Consider the following 15234-nt stretch of genomic DNA (forward strand, 5'->3'; position numbering starts at 1 on the left):
TTTACGCAATAAAAAATGGAAGGGTTGAAGAAGTTATGGAGAGAAAAACAGGAACAGTTTCAAGAGGCATTCGGTGCCCCATCATCCGCCAGGGAGACAATCTTGCACAAATCGTCTGCGACAGTGTTTTAGAAGCTTCTAAAAGCGAAGGGTTTTCCCTTCGCGACAAAGATGTAATTGGCGTTACAGAGTCTATTGTGGCAAGAAGCCAAGGAAATTATGCAACGGTAAACGCCATTGCAAAGGACGTTAAAACAAAGCTTGGCGGCGGTACCATTGGTGTTATTTTCCCCATTCTTTCAAGAAACCGGTTTGCCATTTGCTTGCGGGGAATTGCAATGGGCGCAAAAAAAATTGTGCTTCAGCTCAGCTACCCCAGCGACGAGGTAGGCAACCGCTTAATTTCCCTTGACAAAATAGACGAAGCGGGCGTAAACCCTTACAGCGATGTTTTAAGCCTTGCAGACTACCGCAGACTGTTTGGCGACAACAAGCACGAGTTCACCGGTGTGGACTATGTAGACTATTACGGCCAGATTATTCGGGAAGCCGGCGCGGAGTGCGAAATTATTTTTGCAAATCAGCCTCAGGCAATTTTAGACTACGCCGATTGTGTTCTTGCCTGCGACATTCATTCAAGACAACGCACAAAACGGATTTTGCTGAAAAGCGGCGCGAAAACGGTTTACGGCTTAGACGATATTTTAAACGCTTCGGTAGACGGCAGCGGCTTTAACGAACGGTTTGGCCTGCTTGGCTCGAACAAATCCACAGAGGACACCATTAAACTGTTCCCCAACGACTGCAGGGACTTTGTGTTGGAAACGCAACGGTTGATTCGTGAGGCCGCAGGCGTTCACGTTGAGGTAATGGTGTATGGCGACGGCGCGTTTAAAGACCCCCAGGGCCACATCTGGGAACTGGCAGACCCTTGCGTTTCCCCGGCATTTACCGACGGGTTAATCGGCACGCCCAATGAGCTGAAATTAAAATATTTGGCGGACAACGAGTTTAAAGATTTAAGCGGCGACGAGTTAAAGGCGGCAATTTCAAAAAGCATTCAGGAAAAAGATGCAAACCTGGTGGGCAGCATGGCCTCACAGGGCACAACACCCAGACAGCTTACCGACCTGATTGGCTCTTTGTGCGATTTAACCAGCGGCTCCGGCGACAAGGGGACTCCGGTGGTCTTGGTTCAGGGATATTTCGATAACTACACAAACTAAAATATGAGCGCCTGCTTTTTAAGCAGGCGCTCTTTTTAAAATATTGCGTCAACCGCGGCTGTTTTTGTGTTTTCGTCCCAGTCCACCGTGCAACCAAGCTGTTCGGAGATGAACCGCATGGGAACCATTGTTTTGTCGTTTTCAATATAGGGCGCCACGTCCATCTCAACTGCCACACCGTCTGCAAAGGCAGTTTTGCTTCCAATGTTTAATTCAATGCTGCGACCGCCCTTCTCTGCTGTCACGGTACCTGTGGCCCCATTCCAGCCAACACTTGCTCCAAGCTTTTCAAAAAACAGACGAATTGGCACCATGGTGCGGTCTTGTGAAATTTTCGATTGCGTGAGAAACGACAGCAGCTCGCCGTTTAACTGAACGCGTACCAGCCCCGCCTGGGTGGGTACATCAAAGGAAAACTGCTCAAATTTTGTGCTGACAAAAAGCCTGTCCCCCACTCTGCTTACCTTTAAAAGTTCTAAAAAATTGCTTGGTAGAGCAATATCCGTCCAGTTTACACCGTCTGGGGACACAGACAAAATGTTTTCCGTGTTCTTGTCGGTAAGGGATGTCTGCCAGGACTTTTTATAGTAGAACACGCCGTCTGTGCTGAAAATTTCTTTTGGCGTTTGCCCTTCGAACACAATTGGAATGTCTTTTTCCTCCTTGCGCTCATAAAACGTACTGCCCTTTTTAACCAATAAATATTTTCCATTCCAAACAGGAGTTTCCTCCACCGGTTCAAACGTTTCAAGGTTATCTGTGCGGTACACCTTGTCTGATTGCACATAAAGCGTTTTTCCGTCGCTTAAAAATCCGAAAATATAGTCCGGAAACGTTTTTTGTCCCGTTACGTTCATGGAACTGTCTAAAAAATAAACCGTATTTTTCCGATTTTTATTCATAATAGAATTTCCAAAATCGTCCCATCCGCAAAATCTGGCGGCATAGCCAGCGCCTGTTTTCACAAGACTGATATGATTGCTTTCCGCTTCAAACAGAGTCCGGGTTGTTTCGGGTAAAATTACTTCGTTCCATACGGCTGCATCTTCATCGAAGCGTAAAAGCGCACCGTTTTCCCACTTCATCGTTTCCGCGCCGGTGAAAAACACGTCCTTGTTCGTTTGTGTCTGCATGTAGGATGGAAAGGGGGAATATTCCCTGGGCTGTAAATGCTTTACCGTGTCAATTCGGATTGAGTTTGCCTGTCCGCCAAAGTTATTTGTAGGCAAAATTACGTCTAAAACATATTCCTTCGTTTCCCCCGGCCCAACTTCTGCACTGAACATGCAGGCATCTGTCTGTTCTCCCCACGTAATTTCCTTGCTGATGGCAAAGGGATTTTCCGGTTCTAAGGTAAAGGGGTTTAACATGGTTCCGTCTTTGTCCCGCGCGATTACAATGTTGCTGGTGCAGGAGCTTTTAATATAGTAATTCAACGTGCGGGGAATGCTGTCCCGGTTTTCAATGGCAAGGCGGTAGCGGTTGGTCACGCCAAAATTGCCCAGGTTAAACTGAAAGTTTGGATTGGGCGGATTGTTTTTATCCAGCGTTTCCGAGGTAAACGCATTGGGCACATGCTCGTCAGCCGTCCAGGGGAGCGACGGGTCGTAGCCCGCCGTATCAAAGTGGTAAAGATCCATTTGCCAAACGTTGTCCCGCTGGGATTGCGGCACGCTTCTGCCGTAGTAGGCAAGCTTGCTGTCGTCTTCATAGGTCAGCGAAAGCATGTCTGAACCCGCGGCGGTGTTTTTGCTCACCATATATTCATCCCGGCTGGGATTGATGTTGGTCGTCCAAAATGGCGTCACGCTGCCCTCGGGATGGTATTGGTTAAAAACCTCTGCCGGCACAGGTTCACCGTTCGGCGTGTCTTTGTCAATGCATATCTGAATGTCAGTCTCCACAATTGGCAGCGTTTCTTTGTCAATGCCCTTCACCGTGTTGTCGCGCACATATTTCCCCGGCGCGGCGTTTGGGTCGTGGCTGCTGCGGTCGCCCAGAGTTTTTGTGTGCTTCAGCGCCGCAAAATTCACATCCGCTCTGCCGGATACAATTGTGAAGTCAATAAGCATGTTAAAGGTCGCCTCGGGCTTTAAAGCTTCATAGTTGTAAAGATACCGGCTGGCCCAGTCGTTTTCCCCGCTGTTTAATGAAAACTCCGCCGGCACATTTTTCGCTCCCGCAAAGGCCACGTGCTGTTCGTTTCCGGCAAGGGAGCGAATGTTTACGCCCAAATAGTCGGGCCATGCGCCCAAACAGTCCCAAAACTCTACGCCCTGAGGGGTGTAGTAACCAATGGAATTAATTTTGATCACCGCGCCGTTTTCCGACGTAAATTCCACATCAGGCTCAATGTCGAAACCCGCAAAGTTATAAAAGCAGAAAAAGACGGAATAGTTGTCCGGACCCAAATCCTCATTCTTCATCAGATACGTTGGGCTGGGGTTATCCGTGCTGGAAAGGTCTGTTTTCGTAACCGCTTCAGGATTGTTACAGTAGATAAACTGTCCCCCGCCGGCCTTATGAAACCGGATGGGGATTGCCTTGGCATTCGCCGCAAATCCGCCGGGCACGCACAGCGCAAAAAGCATCAGCACCGCCATGGCTGCGGCAAACAGTTTCTTTCTCATTTTCCATCCTCCTTTATGCTGTTTTTGTTTCATTATATCACATTGCTATTACAGTTCCATGTCTGCCGTATTACGTTTCTGTCACGACAAAATTCGCCTAAAATATAAGCACACTCCGACGGGATTCGGCATAACAATATAGTGTAACTAAAATTTTAGGAGTGATATTTATGACCGAAATGCAGTCATTAGAAATCAGAACTTGTCCAACGGTTAGCACACATTACACAACTGTAGGCGTGCCCGTGTCAATTGTTCCCTTTGCAAATCCTGGCACCATTTCCATTCAGTGCTGCGGAGCACCCGAAATCAGTGTAGGAACCGCTCCGGCAGGTGAAATTAACGGTTGCTGCGACTTTACCATTTCTCAGACTATGAGAATTGAAATCCCCATGGTATTCGGCGCCAGCGTCTTAATGGGTGAAACCCATGTAGAGTGCGGCGGCACAACGGGTGCTGCGGAAGGAAATTGCGGATGTGGTTGTGAAGAAGCTGTGACAGCAGAGGAAGAAGAAACCGAATAGCGTTTTTTGTTCCGCGCAATACCCCTGAAAACTATGATTTCAGGGGTATTGTTATGCGGCCCAATATCACTTTTGCCCGTCTGAACTTCAGACGGCAGAAAGGAGAGTTTTTATGCCACTGCCGATTATCATTGCCATTTCAGCGGTTGCCGCTGTAGTGGTTATTTTAGTGCTGATTTGGCTCGTTAGAATCATTGCCTTTCGGCCAACGGCTGATAAAGCAAAGCAGCTAAAAGAACTAAATGACGATTTAGAACCTGCCGGTTTTGCCTATAACATGAAAGAAGACTATTTTTATTCTCTGAAAAACTGCTGGCAGCGGGAGGTCGGATATTGCAGGCTTTATGATGAAGGTTCGCCGTTTTTCAACATGATAATGGACTGCGAGCCCATCACCTTTTCCTACGGCGGAAAGCGCTGGTTAATTGAGCTGTGGAAAGGCCAGTATGGTATTACCACAGGTGCAGAAATTGGAATTTATAACACCATGCGCGAAGACATACACTCCGAAAAATTTACCGGAACGTTTTATGAACCCATTAGCGACGCAGAGCAAATGGATCTTTCCTTTGTCCTGCGAAAAAACGGAAAAGTGCTGCTAAAAAGAAAAGGCCTGCACTGGTGGCTCACCGCGTTTAAGCTGGGCGAATTTTCAGAAACAAATACCTTAACCATGGAGGCCAAAATTAAGTTTCCCAACCGTGCAATGTGCTGGGCGTTTGTCAACGGCTTAATGCGGACTGGCTACCGCCCCCAGGAGTTTTCCATTCATTTTAAAACGGTTACAATTTATTTTGACAAGCCCCACTCCCCGCAGCCTGTGACCCAGGAGGGAATTCAGGAAGACGTCGTTCAGGGCGTGAACAAAAACAACTGCAAGCTTTATAACACCGTAACGTCGCGATATACCGACACGTTGGATAAGCTGGAATATTTAAAGGCATTTGCACCGGAGCTTTACGAAATTATGATGCACTCGCTGTATGCAAAGGGATTTTTCTCGGCGTTTGAATGGATTATCAAAATCATTCACGGGCACCGCCCGCCAAAACCGCCCGAACCGCCAAAGCCTCCCTGCCCTCCGCCGAAACCGCCCTGTCCCCCGACAGAGACCTGCACGGAGTCCCAGCCGGCAGACGCGGAAACGCTGAGAAGAATTAACAGCCGGCAGAAGGCGCCCAGTGCGCACGAAAACAGCGGCCACGACAACGAGGTGTAGGCTATGCCCGCGGTTGACAAAAAGTTAAACCGAATTCTGTCCTCAGCAGACAGCATTCCCTTTAACGCACAATCCAAAATCATCATTATGAGCGACTGTCACAGGGGTCAGGGCAATACCGGCGACAACTTTTTGCCCAACCAGCTTTTGTTTTTTGGTGCGTTAGAATATTATTATGATAACGGCTTCACCTATATTGAGCTGGGAGACGGCGACGAGCTTTGGGAAAACAGGAAAATTAAGCCGATTATTGAGGCTCACAGCGACGCCTATTGGATGATGTCCCAGTTTTATAAATCCCACAGGTTTTATATGCTTTATGGCAACCATGATGTTGTAAAACGGCGCAAGCTCACCACCAGCCGCTATTACAGCCACTATTTCTGCGAAAAGGATACCTGTGTTCTTCCTCTGTTCCCTGGCATTCAGGTGCACGAGGGACTGGTGCTGAAAAACACCGACATTAATAAAAATATTTTGTTGGTGCACGGCCACCAGGGAAGCTTTTTAAACGACACTGCCTGGCCTCTGGCGCGGTTTTTGGTGCGCTATGTGTGGAAGCCCTTGGAAATGGTAGGGTTTCAGCAGCCCACCGGCGCCGGCAGGTCTCATTCCAACAAAGAAAAAATTGAAAAGGACCTGGCGGCCTATGCCGAAAATAAACAGCAGATGGTAATTGCCGGGCACACCCACAGGCCCGTCTACCCCTCTCCCGGCGATGGGCTGTATTTTAACGACGGCAGTTGCGTCCACCCCCGGTGTATTACTGGCATTGAAATTGAAAACAACCAAATTACCTTAATTAAATGGGCGGTTGGAATCAAAAAAGACCGCAGCATGTATGTGGAGCGCCACATTTTAGAAGGCCCCTGCGACATTGCCGCATTTTATAAGTAAAAAACAAAAAAACACACAAGCTGATTGTGTGTTTTTTTGTTGTAATCGGAGGAATTTCATGGTATAATGATAACAAATAAAGGAAAGAAGGGATTTTTATGCAGCAGGACATGATTGTAATTCTAGACTTAGGCAGCACGGAAAACACGGTGCTGGCCCGTGCAATCCGCGCTTTGGGCGTTTATAGCGAGATTTATCCCCACGACATTACGCCGGAAGAGCTAAAGCGGCTGCCAAATGTAAAAGGCGTTATTTTAAACGGTGGAAAAAACAACGTGATTGACGGTAAAGAAATTGATGTGGACCCGGAACTTTATCACACAGGAATTCCCGTTTTGGCAGTGAGCCACCCATACGACCCCGACGACAGCGATGCGGTTGTATGGCCCCACAAGGAAAGCGCGCTGAAAGAAGCATTAAAACCCTTTGTGTTTGACGTTTGCCATGCCCAGCCCAACTGGAACATGGAAAACTTTATTGCCGACCAGATTGAGCTTATAAAACAGCAGGTGGGCGATAAAAAGGTGCTTTTGGCCTTGTCCGGCGGCGTGGACTCCTCGGTGGTTGCGGCACTGCTTATTCGCGCAATCGGCAAAAACCTGGTTTGTGTTCACGTGAACCACGGACTGATGCGCAAGGGAGAATCGGAAAGCGTTGTTGAGGTGTTTCAAAACCAGCTGAACGCCAACTTAATTTATGTTGATGCCAGCGATCGGTTTTTGGACAAGCTGAAAGGTGTTTCAGACCCGGAAGAAAAACGAAAAATTATTGGCGGCGAATTTATTCGTGTATTTGAAGAAGAAGCGGGAAAATTGGATGGAATTGATTATCTCGCCCAGGGAACCATTTATCCCGACATTGTGGAAAGTGGAACAAAAACGGCAAAAACCGTGAAATCCCATCACAACGTTGGCGGCCTGCCGGAGGACATGCAGTTTGCGCTCATTGAACCGTTGAAACAGCTGTTTAAAGATGAGGTTCGCGCCTGCGGGCTGGCTCTCGGCCTGCCGGAAAGCATGGTTTACCGTCAGCCGTTCCCGGGGCCGGGCTTAGGCGTGCGCTGTTTAGGCGCCATCACCCGTGAGCGTTTGGAGGCCGTGCGCGACTCCGATGCCATTTTGCGGGAAGAGTTTCACAACGAAGGACTCGACAAGTGTGTTTGGCAATATTTCACTGTGGTGCCCGACTTTCAGTCGGTAGGCGTGCGCGACAATGCACGCACCTTTGAATACCCTGTGATTCTTCGGGCGGTGAACACGGTCGACGCCATGACCGCCACCATTGAAGAAATCCCCTGGCCTGTGCTGCATAAAATCACGGAGCGTATCATCAACGAAGTGGCAGGTGTGAACCGCGTTTGCTACGACTTAACGCCAAAGCCTACCGGCACTATTGAGTGGGAATGACGAAATAAATAAGAACCCCGGAAAGCCCGTTATTATAGGGCCTTCCGGGGTTCTTGTCTTCTGCGGTGGTCTATGCTGTCTGCACATTTTTATCCGCCGCAGGCGCTGTGCAATTTGTAACCGGTCATTTCCGTAAGTGCATAGGCTGCACTGCATAGCCGCCATGTTGTTGCGGGGCAGAAAATTCGATGGGCAGCGGCTGGGCAAAAATTGGCCCGTCCGTCACAAAGGTATGATACTCGCCGTTCTCACCACAGACATCAGCGCCAGCATCTTTAATTCTTTCCATAACCTGGGGAGTAATGGGGTGCCCCAGGAAGTCTGCGCTGAGACGTTTGGTATCCACAACCGTGATATAGGGAACAAAGCCACAGGAAATACACTCCCGCACCAGGCTTTCCCGGTTCTCTTTCCACAGCGGGAAACAGGCTTCCACACCTGCGGCGTTGCACCGCTCAATACCCCACTGAAGGTGGCCCTCAATGTCAATATCGCCAAAAACGCAGGCCTGAGCGCCCAGCTTTTTCTGCTCCAGCAAAGCGCGCTCGAAATTTGCGTTATAGTCTGCACCGGCAGTGCGGATCAACTGAACGGGTACTCCAACTGATTGTTCTACTTCCGCAAGGATTTCTGGCGGAACGCCGTGAAACCAGGAGCGTTCCAAATCTGTGTTGTATGTGATAATCAAAGCCTGCAGCACCATGCCTTGACAGATAGCCCGGTGAATGGCTAAAACGCTGTCTTTTCCGCCGCTGTAAGAGGCAACAAAGCGCACTTCATTCCAATCTCTCATATTCATCTTCCTCATTTGCATCAGTAGTTACGGCTGACATAAGGAACTTCTTCCACGCCCTCCTGCTCGTTTAGCTTCAGTGCCAGATAAAAGAAGTAGCCCGACAGCAGGTTTGCTATATCGAAAAGTGCAGGCGGCACCTCATGCCCCTGCTGGCAATGCCGATACAGCAGCCGTACTAAAGACTTGCCCTGAACCCGCAGAACATGGGCAGTGCAGGCTGCCTGGCACCCCTGCGTCAGCACAAACAGACGGCAGCGTTTTCCACATTCGTCCTTCAGCCGCGCAGCCGCGTTTTGCAGACGCTGAATTTCCTCCGGTTTTACGGTCAGACATGTGCGGAGTGTGGGGTTAATATGGTAAATCAGTTCGCAAATCCACAGCAGTTCCTCCCGCAGAACGTCATCTTTCACCATTGTACGCAAAAGGCCTGCACTGCTGGCCATATAATCGGTTAAAAGTTCAAAATCACAGCGCAGGTCATCGCTGTCGTCACATAAAAAGGGATATGCCTCATAGGGGCTTCTGTATAGTTCCATGTGAATTACTCCCATTTTTTTAATGTATTTTGCATGTAGTTTTGCACGTCCATACGGTAAATTTCGCTGACCAGGGATAAGTCGAACTGCTCTGCACGCTCATAGGCGTAAGCAGCTCCATGGTCCATTAGAAGTACGGTATCTGCAAAGGACAGGGCAAGATTAATGTCGTGGAACACCCCCACGGCACATCGGCCTCCCTGTTTCGTCCACTCCTTTAAATTCTCTACCAGCTCCACCTGATATTTCAGGTCAAGATGATTGGTAGGCTCGTCCAAAAGAATAATTTTGGGCTCCTGGGCAAACGTTCGGGCCAAAAATACCCGTTGAAGCTGGCCGCCGGAAAGTTCCGTAACCGGCCGGTCTTTCAAAGCTAAAATGCCCGTGCGCTTCATGCTCTCCCGAACAATTCGCCGGTCTTCTTCACTCTGCGAAGCGAGCAGGCCAGGCTTTTGGTGTGCATAACGCCCCATCAGCACCGTTTCATATACGGAGTAAGAAAAACTGACAGAAGTTAACTGGCTCATAAGCGCCACCTGGCAGGCAAGCTTCCGGCGGCTCATTTTGTTCAGGGATTCACCGCAGATGCGAATGAGACCCTCAGCAGGCAAAAGTCCTGCCAGCGCACGCAAAAGCGTTGTTTTTCCGCAGCCGTTGGGACCGATGATGCAGAGCCGGCTGCCCTCCTCCACACGGAATGAAATATTTTTAACGACGTGCCCGCCGCCATATCCGCAACTGAGATGTTCTGTCTGTAACAAACCTATCGCCCCTTTCGTCCGGAAAAAAAGATATAAACAAAGAACGGCGCCCCCAGCAGAGCTGTGATGGAGCCGATGGGGATTTCCCGCGGCGGGATAAGGGTGCGGGCTGCCAGGTCGCACAGAACCAGAAATGTACCGCCGAATAAGGCAGCGGCTGGCAGCACCTTACGGTGAGAGGAACCGAAAAAACGCCGTACAACATGCGGAGCAATCAAATCCACAAAGCCAATGATCCCTACGAAAGCCACCGCCGTACCGGTCAGCACCGCCACCAAAGCAGTTAAAAACCGCTTACTTTTTTTGACGTCAACTCCCAACGCCTGCGCCTGCTCCTCGCCAAACGTCATAATGTCCATTTCCGTGGAGTAGCGCAAAAACACCAGCAAGCTCAGGACTGTAACAGGGAAAAGCACACGCACGCCAATCCAGCCCCGCATGGAGAAGCTGCCCAATGTCCAGAGGTTAATTCGTTGGGCGTTTTCTGGTGAGCTTGTCGCAAGCATGTCCATAATTGCAGTAAAAAACAGTGACGCAATCATGCCCATCAGAATAATGGTGACATTGGACAAGCCCCGGTCAATGCGGGAGGAAATTCCAATAACGATAAACACGGTTGCTACGCCGAATGACAGGCTGACAGCAGGCAGTAAAAACGCGCCCAATATGCCGCCGGACAAACCAGCCACCATCACCAAAGAGGCGCCCAACCCTGCACCAGCGGAAACGCCCAGGCCATAAGAGGACGCTAAAGGATTTTTCAGCACCGACTGCATAACGGTTCCGCTGACAGCCAATGCCCCCCCTGTGCAGAAAGCTAAAAGAACCCGCGGCAGCCTTAAATCCATTACCATGGAGGAATGAACTGCGGATACTGTTTCCGGCAGAGGCACACCGAACAAATGATTTGCCAATATTGCAAAAATGTCGCCCGGTGAGATATAAACGCTGCCAACTCCCACCCCGAAAATTACCGAGATTATGGCGGCGCAAACCAGCAAAATCATTTTTACAGAAGTTCGTTTCATTGGAAACACTCCGGATATACGGCTTTCGCCATCTGCTCCAGCGCGATAATTACATTCTGGTTTGCCAAAGAGGAGGCCATGTTGTCGATATAATAAACTTGCCGATTACGGACAGCAGAAACGGTATCCCAGCCCCCGCGGCTCAAAATCTCGCCTACCGGATCCGCAATATAGTTCACATTGGTTAAGATGACGTCGGGGTTCGCGGCAACAACGGTTTCCGCATCTACCTTTAGCCAGCCTGTCTGGTTCGCTAAAATATTCTCAGCGCCGATTAGTTCCAGCATCTCGTTCAGGAACACACCACTGCCGAAGCTGTACAGATCCGGCGCGGCAGAAAGCTCAAAGTACACACGCTTTTTCTCCGAGACGGTACCGATAGCCTGGGTAATATTGTCCAGCCCTTTTTGTAAGTCGTTCGCCAATTCCTCGCCTTTTTCTTCTATGCCCAGAACAGTTGCCACGAACGCCAAATCTCGCTTAATGCCGTCTATCGTATCTGCGGAGGGCATGCTTACCACGCAAACGCCCTGATCAATCAGCATGCGGAAAGGATCTTCCTGGTCATAATAGGTCATATTGGACACGAAAAGTACATCAGGCTTCATCCCCATCAGCATTTCCATGTCGGGGCTCATCAGGTCGAAGGTTGGTTTGCCCTCGGGCAAGCCCTCCAGCCCGCTGCTTTGGGTGTCATAGCCAATGACCTTGCCGCCGCAGTCTAGCCCCACAACCATTTCAGCAATCGCGGGGGCCAGCACAACAATAGAGTTAATCTGCTTCGGAACGCGAATGGCGGTACCGCTGAGATCCGCCATTTCAAAAAAGCCCGCGTCAGATTGTTTTGCCTCGGTGTTTCCGGCTTTGGGGCCACAGGCGCTCACAGCGAAAGCTAAAGTCAGCGCAAGCAGCAGAGCGATGATTTTTTTCATGTTACATTCCTCCATAAATTCTCCCCAAAGGGCAGCTGCTGATCAAGCAAGACAAGAACACATCGGCAAAAAGTTATCAGCCTCCGTGACACATTGCACCATCAGCCGCCCACAAAAAAAGAACACCCTTTCATACACAGTTTTCCTGCAACGACCAACGGCGGCGGGAGCGTTTAATGTCTCAGTCCGCCCGTAAGTATGAAGCGTATTCGATTTTGGAGTATATTTATTAGTAAGTATATAACATATCCATTGAATTTTCAAGTATTAATTCGAAACCTTTTGGTTCGCGCACTTATTTGTTCTTTCACACATAGAATGAAAGGAGAGGTTTTCAGGTTAAAAAGGAGGTTCAACATGAATAGAATATCGTTAGAAAAAGAAGCTGAGGCGGTGTGCATTGAAAACGCGAACCCGCCGTTGATTTTTCAGCTTCCGCCCAAAGAAGGGCGCGAGGCACTGGAAAAAGCCCAGGATACACCGGTGTGTATGTATCCTGCCGAAATTACAAGCTGTTTGGCAGACACCGGCAAATGGGGAACGATTCGTCTTTACCATGTGGCGCCGAAACCGGAGATAAAAACGCCAAACGTTATTTTTTACATTCACGGCGCGGGCTGGGTGTTCGGCAGCTTCCACACCCACGAAAAACTCGTGCGCGAACTTGCCGCGCGAACAAATTCGGTGGTTTTATTTCCCGAATATTCCCGCGCGCCGGAAGCAAAATATCCCACAGCCATTAAACAATGCTACGCGGTGCTGTGCCAAATTGACAGCTTAAAACAAAAGCATGGGTGGCAGTTTAACGCAGAAACCTTAACTGTTGCCGGCGACAGTGTTGGCGGAAACATGGCCACCGTGATGACCCTTTTGGCAAAATTTCGCGGCGGCCCAAGCATCGACAAGCAGCTGCTCTACTACCCCGTTGCCAACGCCTATTTCAACACCCCATCTTACCGGGAGTTTGCTGTTGGCTACTATCTCTACCGTGCAGGCATGATGTGGTTTTGGGATCAATATACCACGTCGCAGAAGGACAGAAACGAAATCACCGCTTCTCCTCTTCGGGCCACGAAAGAACAGCTTTGCGGTCTGCCGCCAGCCATGATTTTAAACGGGCAGGCAGACGCGCTGAGGGACGAGGGCGAGCAATATGCCGTGTGCTTGCGGGAGGCAGGCGTGGAGGTAACGCAAATCCGCTTTCAGGCCATAATTCACGATTTTGTCATGCTCAACGCCTTAGACCAAACGAAGGCATGCCGCGCCGCAATGGACGTTTCTACCCAATGGATTAACCGCAAAAATGCGCGGTTTGAAAAGCGCTGTGAAAAACCTGATGATGACAAACCCTGCAGCTATAAACTGCTGTAACACAAAACAATGCCCGGCACATAGCAAAGGTGTTTTTTGCTATCGCCGGGCACATTCTTTTTAAAGCGAAAACCGGAGCATGAAAAACATATATGCAATGTAGAGCGCAACCATGAAAAAACCTTGCCCGCGCATGAGCCTGCGGGAAAAGAGCGTGGGCAAAACACAGGCGGCGCCCAACACAATGCTCGCAGGCATATCCACCAAAAGCGTTTGTGGTGCTAACGTCAGCGTGCCGCCGGAAATGAAGCTGCAAAGCGGAATAATCAGCGTGGTGTCGATTATGTTTGCTCCTAAAATATTGCCCACCGACAGAGCGCCCTGTTTTTTCACTGCCGCGGTAATGGAGGTCACCAGCTCCGGTAAAGATGTTCCAATTGCAACCAGCGTAACGCCGATAATAGACTCCGGAACACCGAAACGCAGTGCCAGGCTTTGGCCCCGGTCTACTAGCAGCCGCGCGCCGATAACTATGGCCGCAACGCCTATGATAAAACAAATTAAATGGCCGCCAATGCTTCCGCTGACCTCCCCGTTTTCCTGCTGGGGGGCCTGCTTTGCCTGATTTACATTTACCAGCATGAAAGAAACGAAAATAAGCACCAAAATTACCGAACCAAGAGGCAAAAGCCGGCCGCTTATACTGAACACATAAATTGTGCCGATGGCTAAAAGCATTAAAAAGCCCGAGGGGAAAAATGTGCGCCGCTTTATCACAAACGGGCAGAAAATGGCGCACACACTGAGCACCAGTCCTATGTTTGCGTTAACCGAGCCAACAGAATTTCCCACTGCAATTTCGTTGCTGCCCGAAAGCGTGGCCAAAACCGATACCGTAATTTCCGGCAGCGTGGTTGCAAAGCTCACCAGCGTTGCACCGATAATCACTTTTGGAATGCCCGATTTTTCGGCAATCCAGACGGCGGAATCCACAAACATGTCTCCCCCTTTTATAATCAAAATAAGCCCGATTGAAAATAGCAAAATGTCAATAAAAATGTTCAAAGCGTCCTCCTGTTTTGTTGCCACAAACCTCGGCATATTCAGGGCAGCCAAACAGCTTGTAAGGCTTCTCCAATTTCAATCTATGAGGACGCCTGTGCAATTATTCATGCAATCGTAGTTACGAGGTGCTGTTTCGATATTCCCGGGGCGTCATGTGCGTTTCCTCTTTGAAAATTTTTCCAAAATAGCTGGGGCTTTCAAAGCCGCACATCTCGCCGATTTCCGCAACGGAGCACACGGTGAACTTTAAAAACTGTTTTGCCTTCGTCACACGGATTTGCTTTAAATGGCTCATCACGCTCATGCCCCGTTCCTTTGCATAATAGCGGCACAGGGCAAATTTGTCCATGCCGGAGACTTCGGCAATTTCGTCTAAGGTCAGCGGCTTGTCGAAGTTGTTTTCCAAATATAAGCGCACCCGGGAGAAGACGGAAACATCGCTTGCCTCTAAGGTTTCCAAAAGTTCAATCAACCAGCTGTAGCAGGCCGCCGACCGGGCCGCAACCGTGCTTCCCTTTTCGCACAGGTTAGAAAGCTGAGCGCAGGACTCTTTCCAAAACGCAGGCAGTTTAAACACTTTAAAGCGGTTCATGCGGTAAAACGTCAGCAAATCTTCCGCGCCCTGAAATGTCACCCAGGAGGTGGCAAACGTTTCCCCACTCTTTGTGTATGCATGGGGGCAGTCCTTATTCATAAACACGCCGTAGCCTACGCCGATATGGCGCGGCTCCCCGGCAAAATGAAACAGACCCTCCCCCTGCGTCACCCACAAAATGTGGTGGAATTCAAACCCGTTGGGGCGGCTGATTGCCGATTGCGTTTCGGTGCTGCCTGCAGCGGTTAATATAATGGGATACGGTTTTTTCAGGTTTCTTTGAATTTCAACAAACATATGCAATATCC

General features: G+C 49.5%; 14 protein-coding genes. 6 read left to right on the forward strand and 8 right to left on the reverse strand.

Features of this window, described 5'->3' with window-relative positions; genetic code table 11:
* Positions 1-35 precede the first annotated feature (35 nt).
* Positions 36-1226 (forward strand): coenzyme F420-0:L-glutamate ligase, encoded by a 1191-nt coding sequence (locus H8698_RS01850; RefSeq protein WP_249310931.1) that lies wholly within the window; start codon positions 36-38, stop codon positions 1224-1226.
* Positions 1227-1261: 35 nt separating this feature from the next.
* On the opposite strand, the gene H8698_RS01855 is transcribed toward H8698_RS01850, so the two are convergent.
* Positions 1262-3856 (reverse strand): copper amine oxidase N-terminal domain-containing protein, encoded by a 2595-nt coding sequence (locus tag H8698_RS01855; protein WP_249310932.1) that lies wholly within the window; start codon positions 3854-3856, stop codon positions 1262-1264.
* 170 nt (positions 3857-4026) lie between these two features.
* On the opposite strand from H8698_RS01855, the gene H8698_RS01860 reads away from it, so the two are divergent.
* The 4 genes from H8698_RS01860 to guaA all read left to right on the forward strand — a co-directional run bounded on the left by H8698_RS01860 (position 4027) and on the right by guaA (position 7902).
* Positions 4027-4380, forward strand: a complete 354-nt coding sequence (locus H8698_RS01860; RefSeq protein ID WP_177679427.1) for a hypothetical protein — start codon at positions 4027-4029, stop codon at positions 4378-4380.
* A gap of 112 nt (positions 4381-4492) precedes the next feature.
* The gene (locus H8698_RS01865; protein ID WP_249310933.1) at positions 4493-5599 is read left to right on the forward strand and encodes a DUF4474 domain-containing protein; all 1107 of its coding nucleotides are present in this window, start codon (positions 4493-4495) and stop codon (positions 5597-5599) included.
* A gap of 3 nt (positions 5600-5602) precedes the next feature.
* Positions 5603-6496 (forward strand): metallophosphoesterase, encoded by an 894-nt coding sequence (locus tag H8698_RS01870; RefSeq protein ID WP_249310934.1) that lies wholly within the window; start codon positions 5603-5605, stop codon positions 6494-6496.
* 98 nt (positions 6497-6594) lie between these two features.
* Entirely contained in the window at positions 6595-7902 is a 1308-nt protein-coding gene (guaA, locus tag H8698_RS01875) for a glutamine-hydrolyzing GMP synthase (RefSeq protein ID WP_249310935.1), read from the forward strand.
* Between the two features lie 124 nt (positions 7903-8026).
* Here the strand turns inward: guaA and H8698_RS01880 are convergent, their stop codons facing one another.
* From H8698_RS01880 to H8698_RS01900, 5 genes are read right to left on the reverse strand one after another with little or no spacing between them, the layout of a single operon-like run.
* Entirely contained in the window at positions 8027-8695 is a 669-nt protein-coding gene (locus H8698_RS01880; protein WP_249310936.1) for a Dph6-related ATP pyrophosphatase, read from the reverse strand.
* Positions 8696-8715: 20 nt separating this feature from the next.
* The gene (locus H8698_RS01885; RefSeq protein ID WP_249310937.1) at positions 8716-9234 is read right to left on the reverse strand and encodes an ATP--cob(I)alamin adenosyltransferase; all 519 of its coding nucleotides are present in this window, start codon (positions 9232-9234) and stop codon (positions 8716-8718) included.
* Positions 9235-9239: 5 nt separating this feature from the next.
* Positions 9240-9995, reverse strand: a complete 756-nt coding sequence (locus H8698_RS01890; protein ID WP_249310938.1) for an ABC transporter ATP-binding protein — start codon at positions 9993-9995, stop codon at positions 9240-9242.
* Between the two features lie 2 nt (positions 9996-9997).
* Positions 9998-11023 carry a FecCD family ABC transporter permease gene (locus tag H8698_RS01895; RefSeq protein WP_249310939.1) on the reverse strand — a complete coding sequence of 342 codons (1026 nt, stop codon included), beginning with the start codon at positions 11021-11023 and terminating at the stop codon, positions 9998-10000.
* Positions 11020-11955: an ABC transporter substrate-binding protein gene (locus H8698_RS01900; RefSeq protein ID WP_249310940.1), complete on the reverse strand. Its 936-nt coding sequence runs from the start codon at positions 11953-11955 to the stop codon at positions 11020-11022. Before H8698_RS01900 ends, H8698_RS01895 begins: the two co-directional genes overlap by 4 nt.
* A 357-nt stretch (positions 11956-12312) precedes the next feature.
* On the opposite strand from H8698_RS01900, the gene H8698_RS01905 reads away from it, so the two are divergent.
* Positions 12313-13326, forward strand: coding sequence for an alpha/beta hydrolase (locus H8698_RS01905; protein WP_249310941.1), 1014 nt, complete (start codon positions 12313-12315; stop codon positions 13324-13326).
* 60 nt (positions 13327-13386) lie between these two features.
* Here the strand turns inward: H8698_RS01905 and H8698_RS01910 are convergent, their stop codons facing one another.
* Together H8698_RS01910 and H8698_RS01915 are read right to left on the reverse strand one after the other, a co-directional pair.
* On the reverse strand, positions 13387-14331 hold the full coding sequence (locus H8698_RS01910; protein ID WP_249310942.1) for a calcium/sodium antiporter: 945 nt from the start codon (positions 14329-14331) through the stop codon (positions 13387-13389).
* A 118-nt stretch (positions 14332-14449) separates the two neighbouring features.
* On the reverse strand, positions 14450-15223 hold the full coding sequence (locus tag H8698_RS01915; protein WP_249310943.1) for a helix-turn-helix transcriptional regulator: 774 nt from the start codon (positions 15221-15223) through the stop codon (positions 14450-14452).
* Between the last annotated feature and the right edge of the window lie 11 nt (positions 15224-15234).

Origin of the sequence: Congzhengia minquanensis (assembly GCF_014384785.1) — a bacterium.
Classification (GTDB): domain Bacteria; phylum Bacillota; class Clostridia; order UBA1381; family UBA9506; genus Congzhengia; species Congzhengia minquanensis.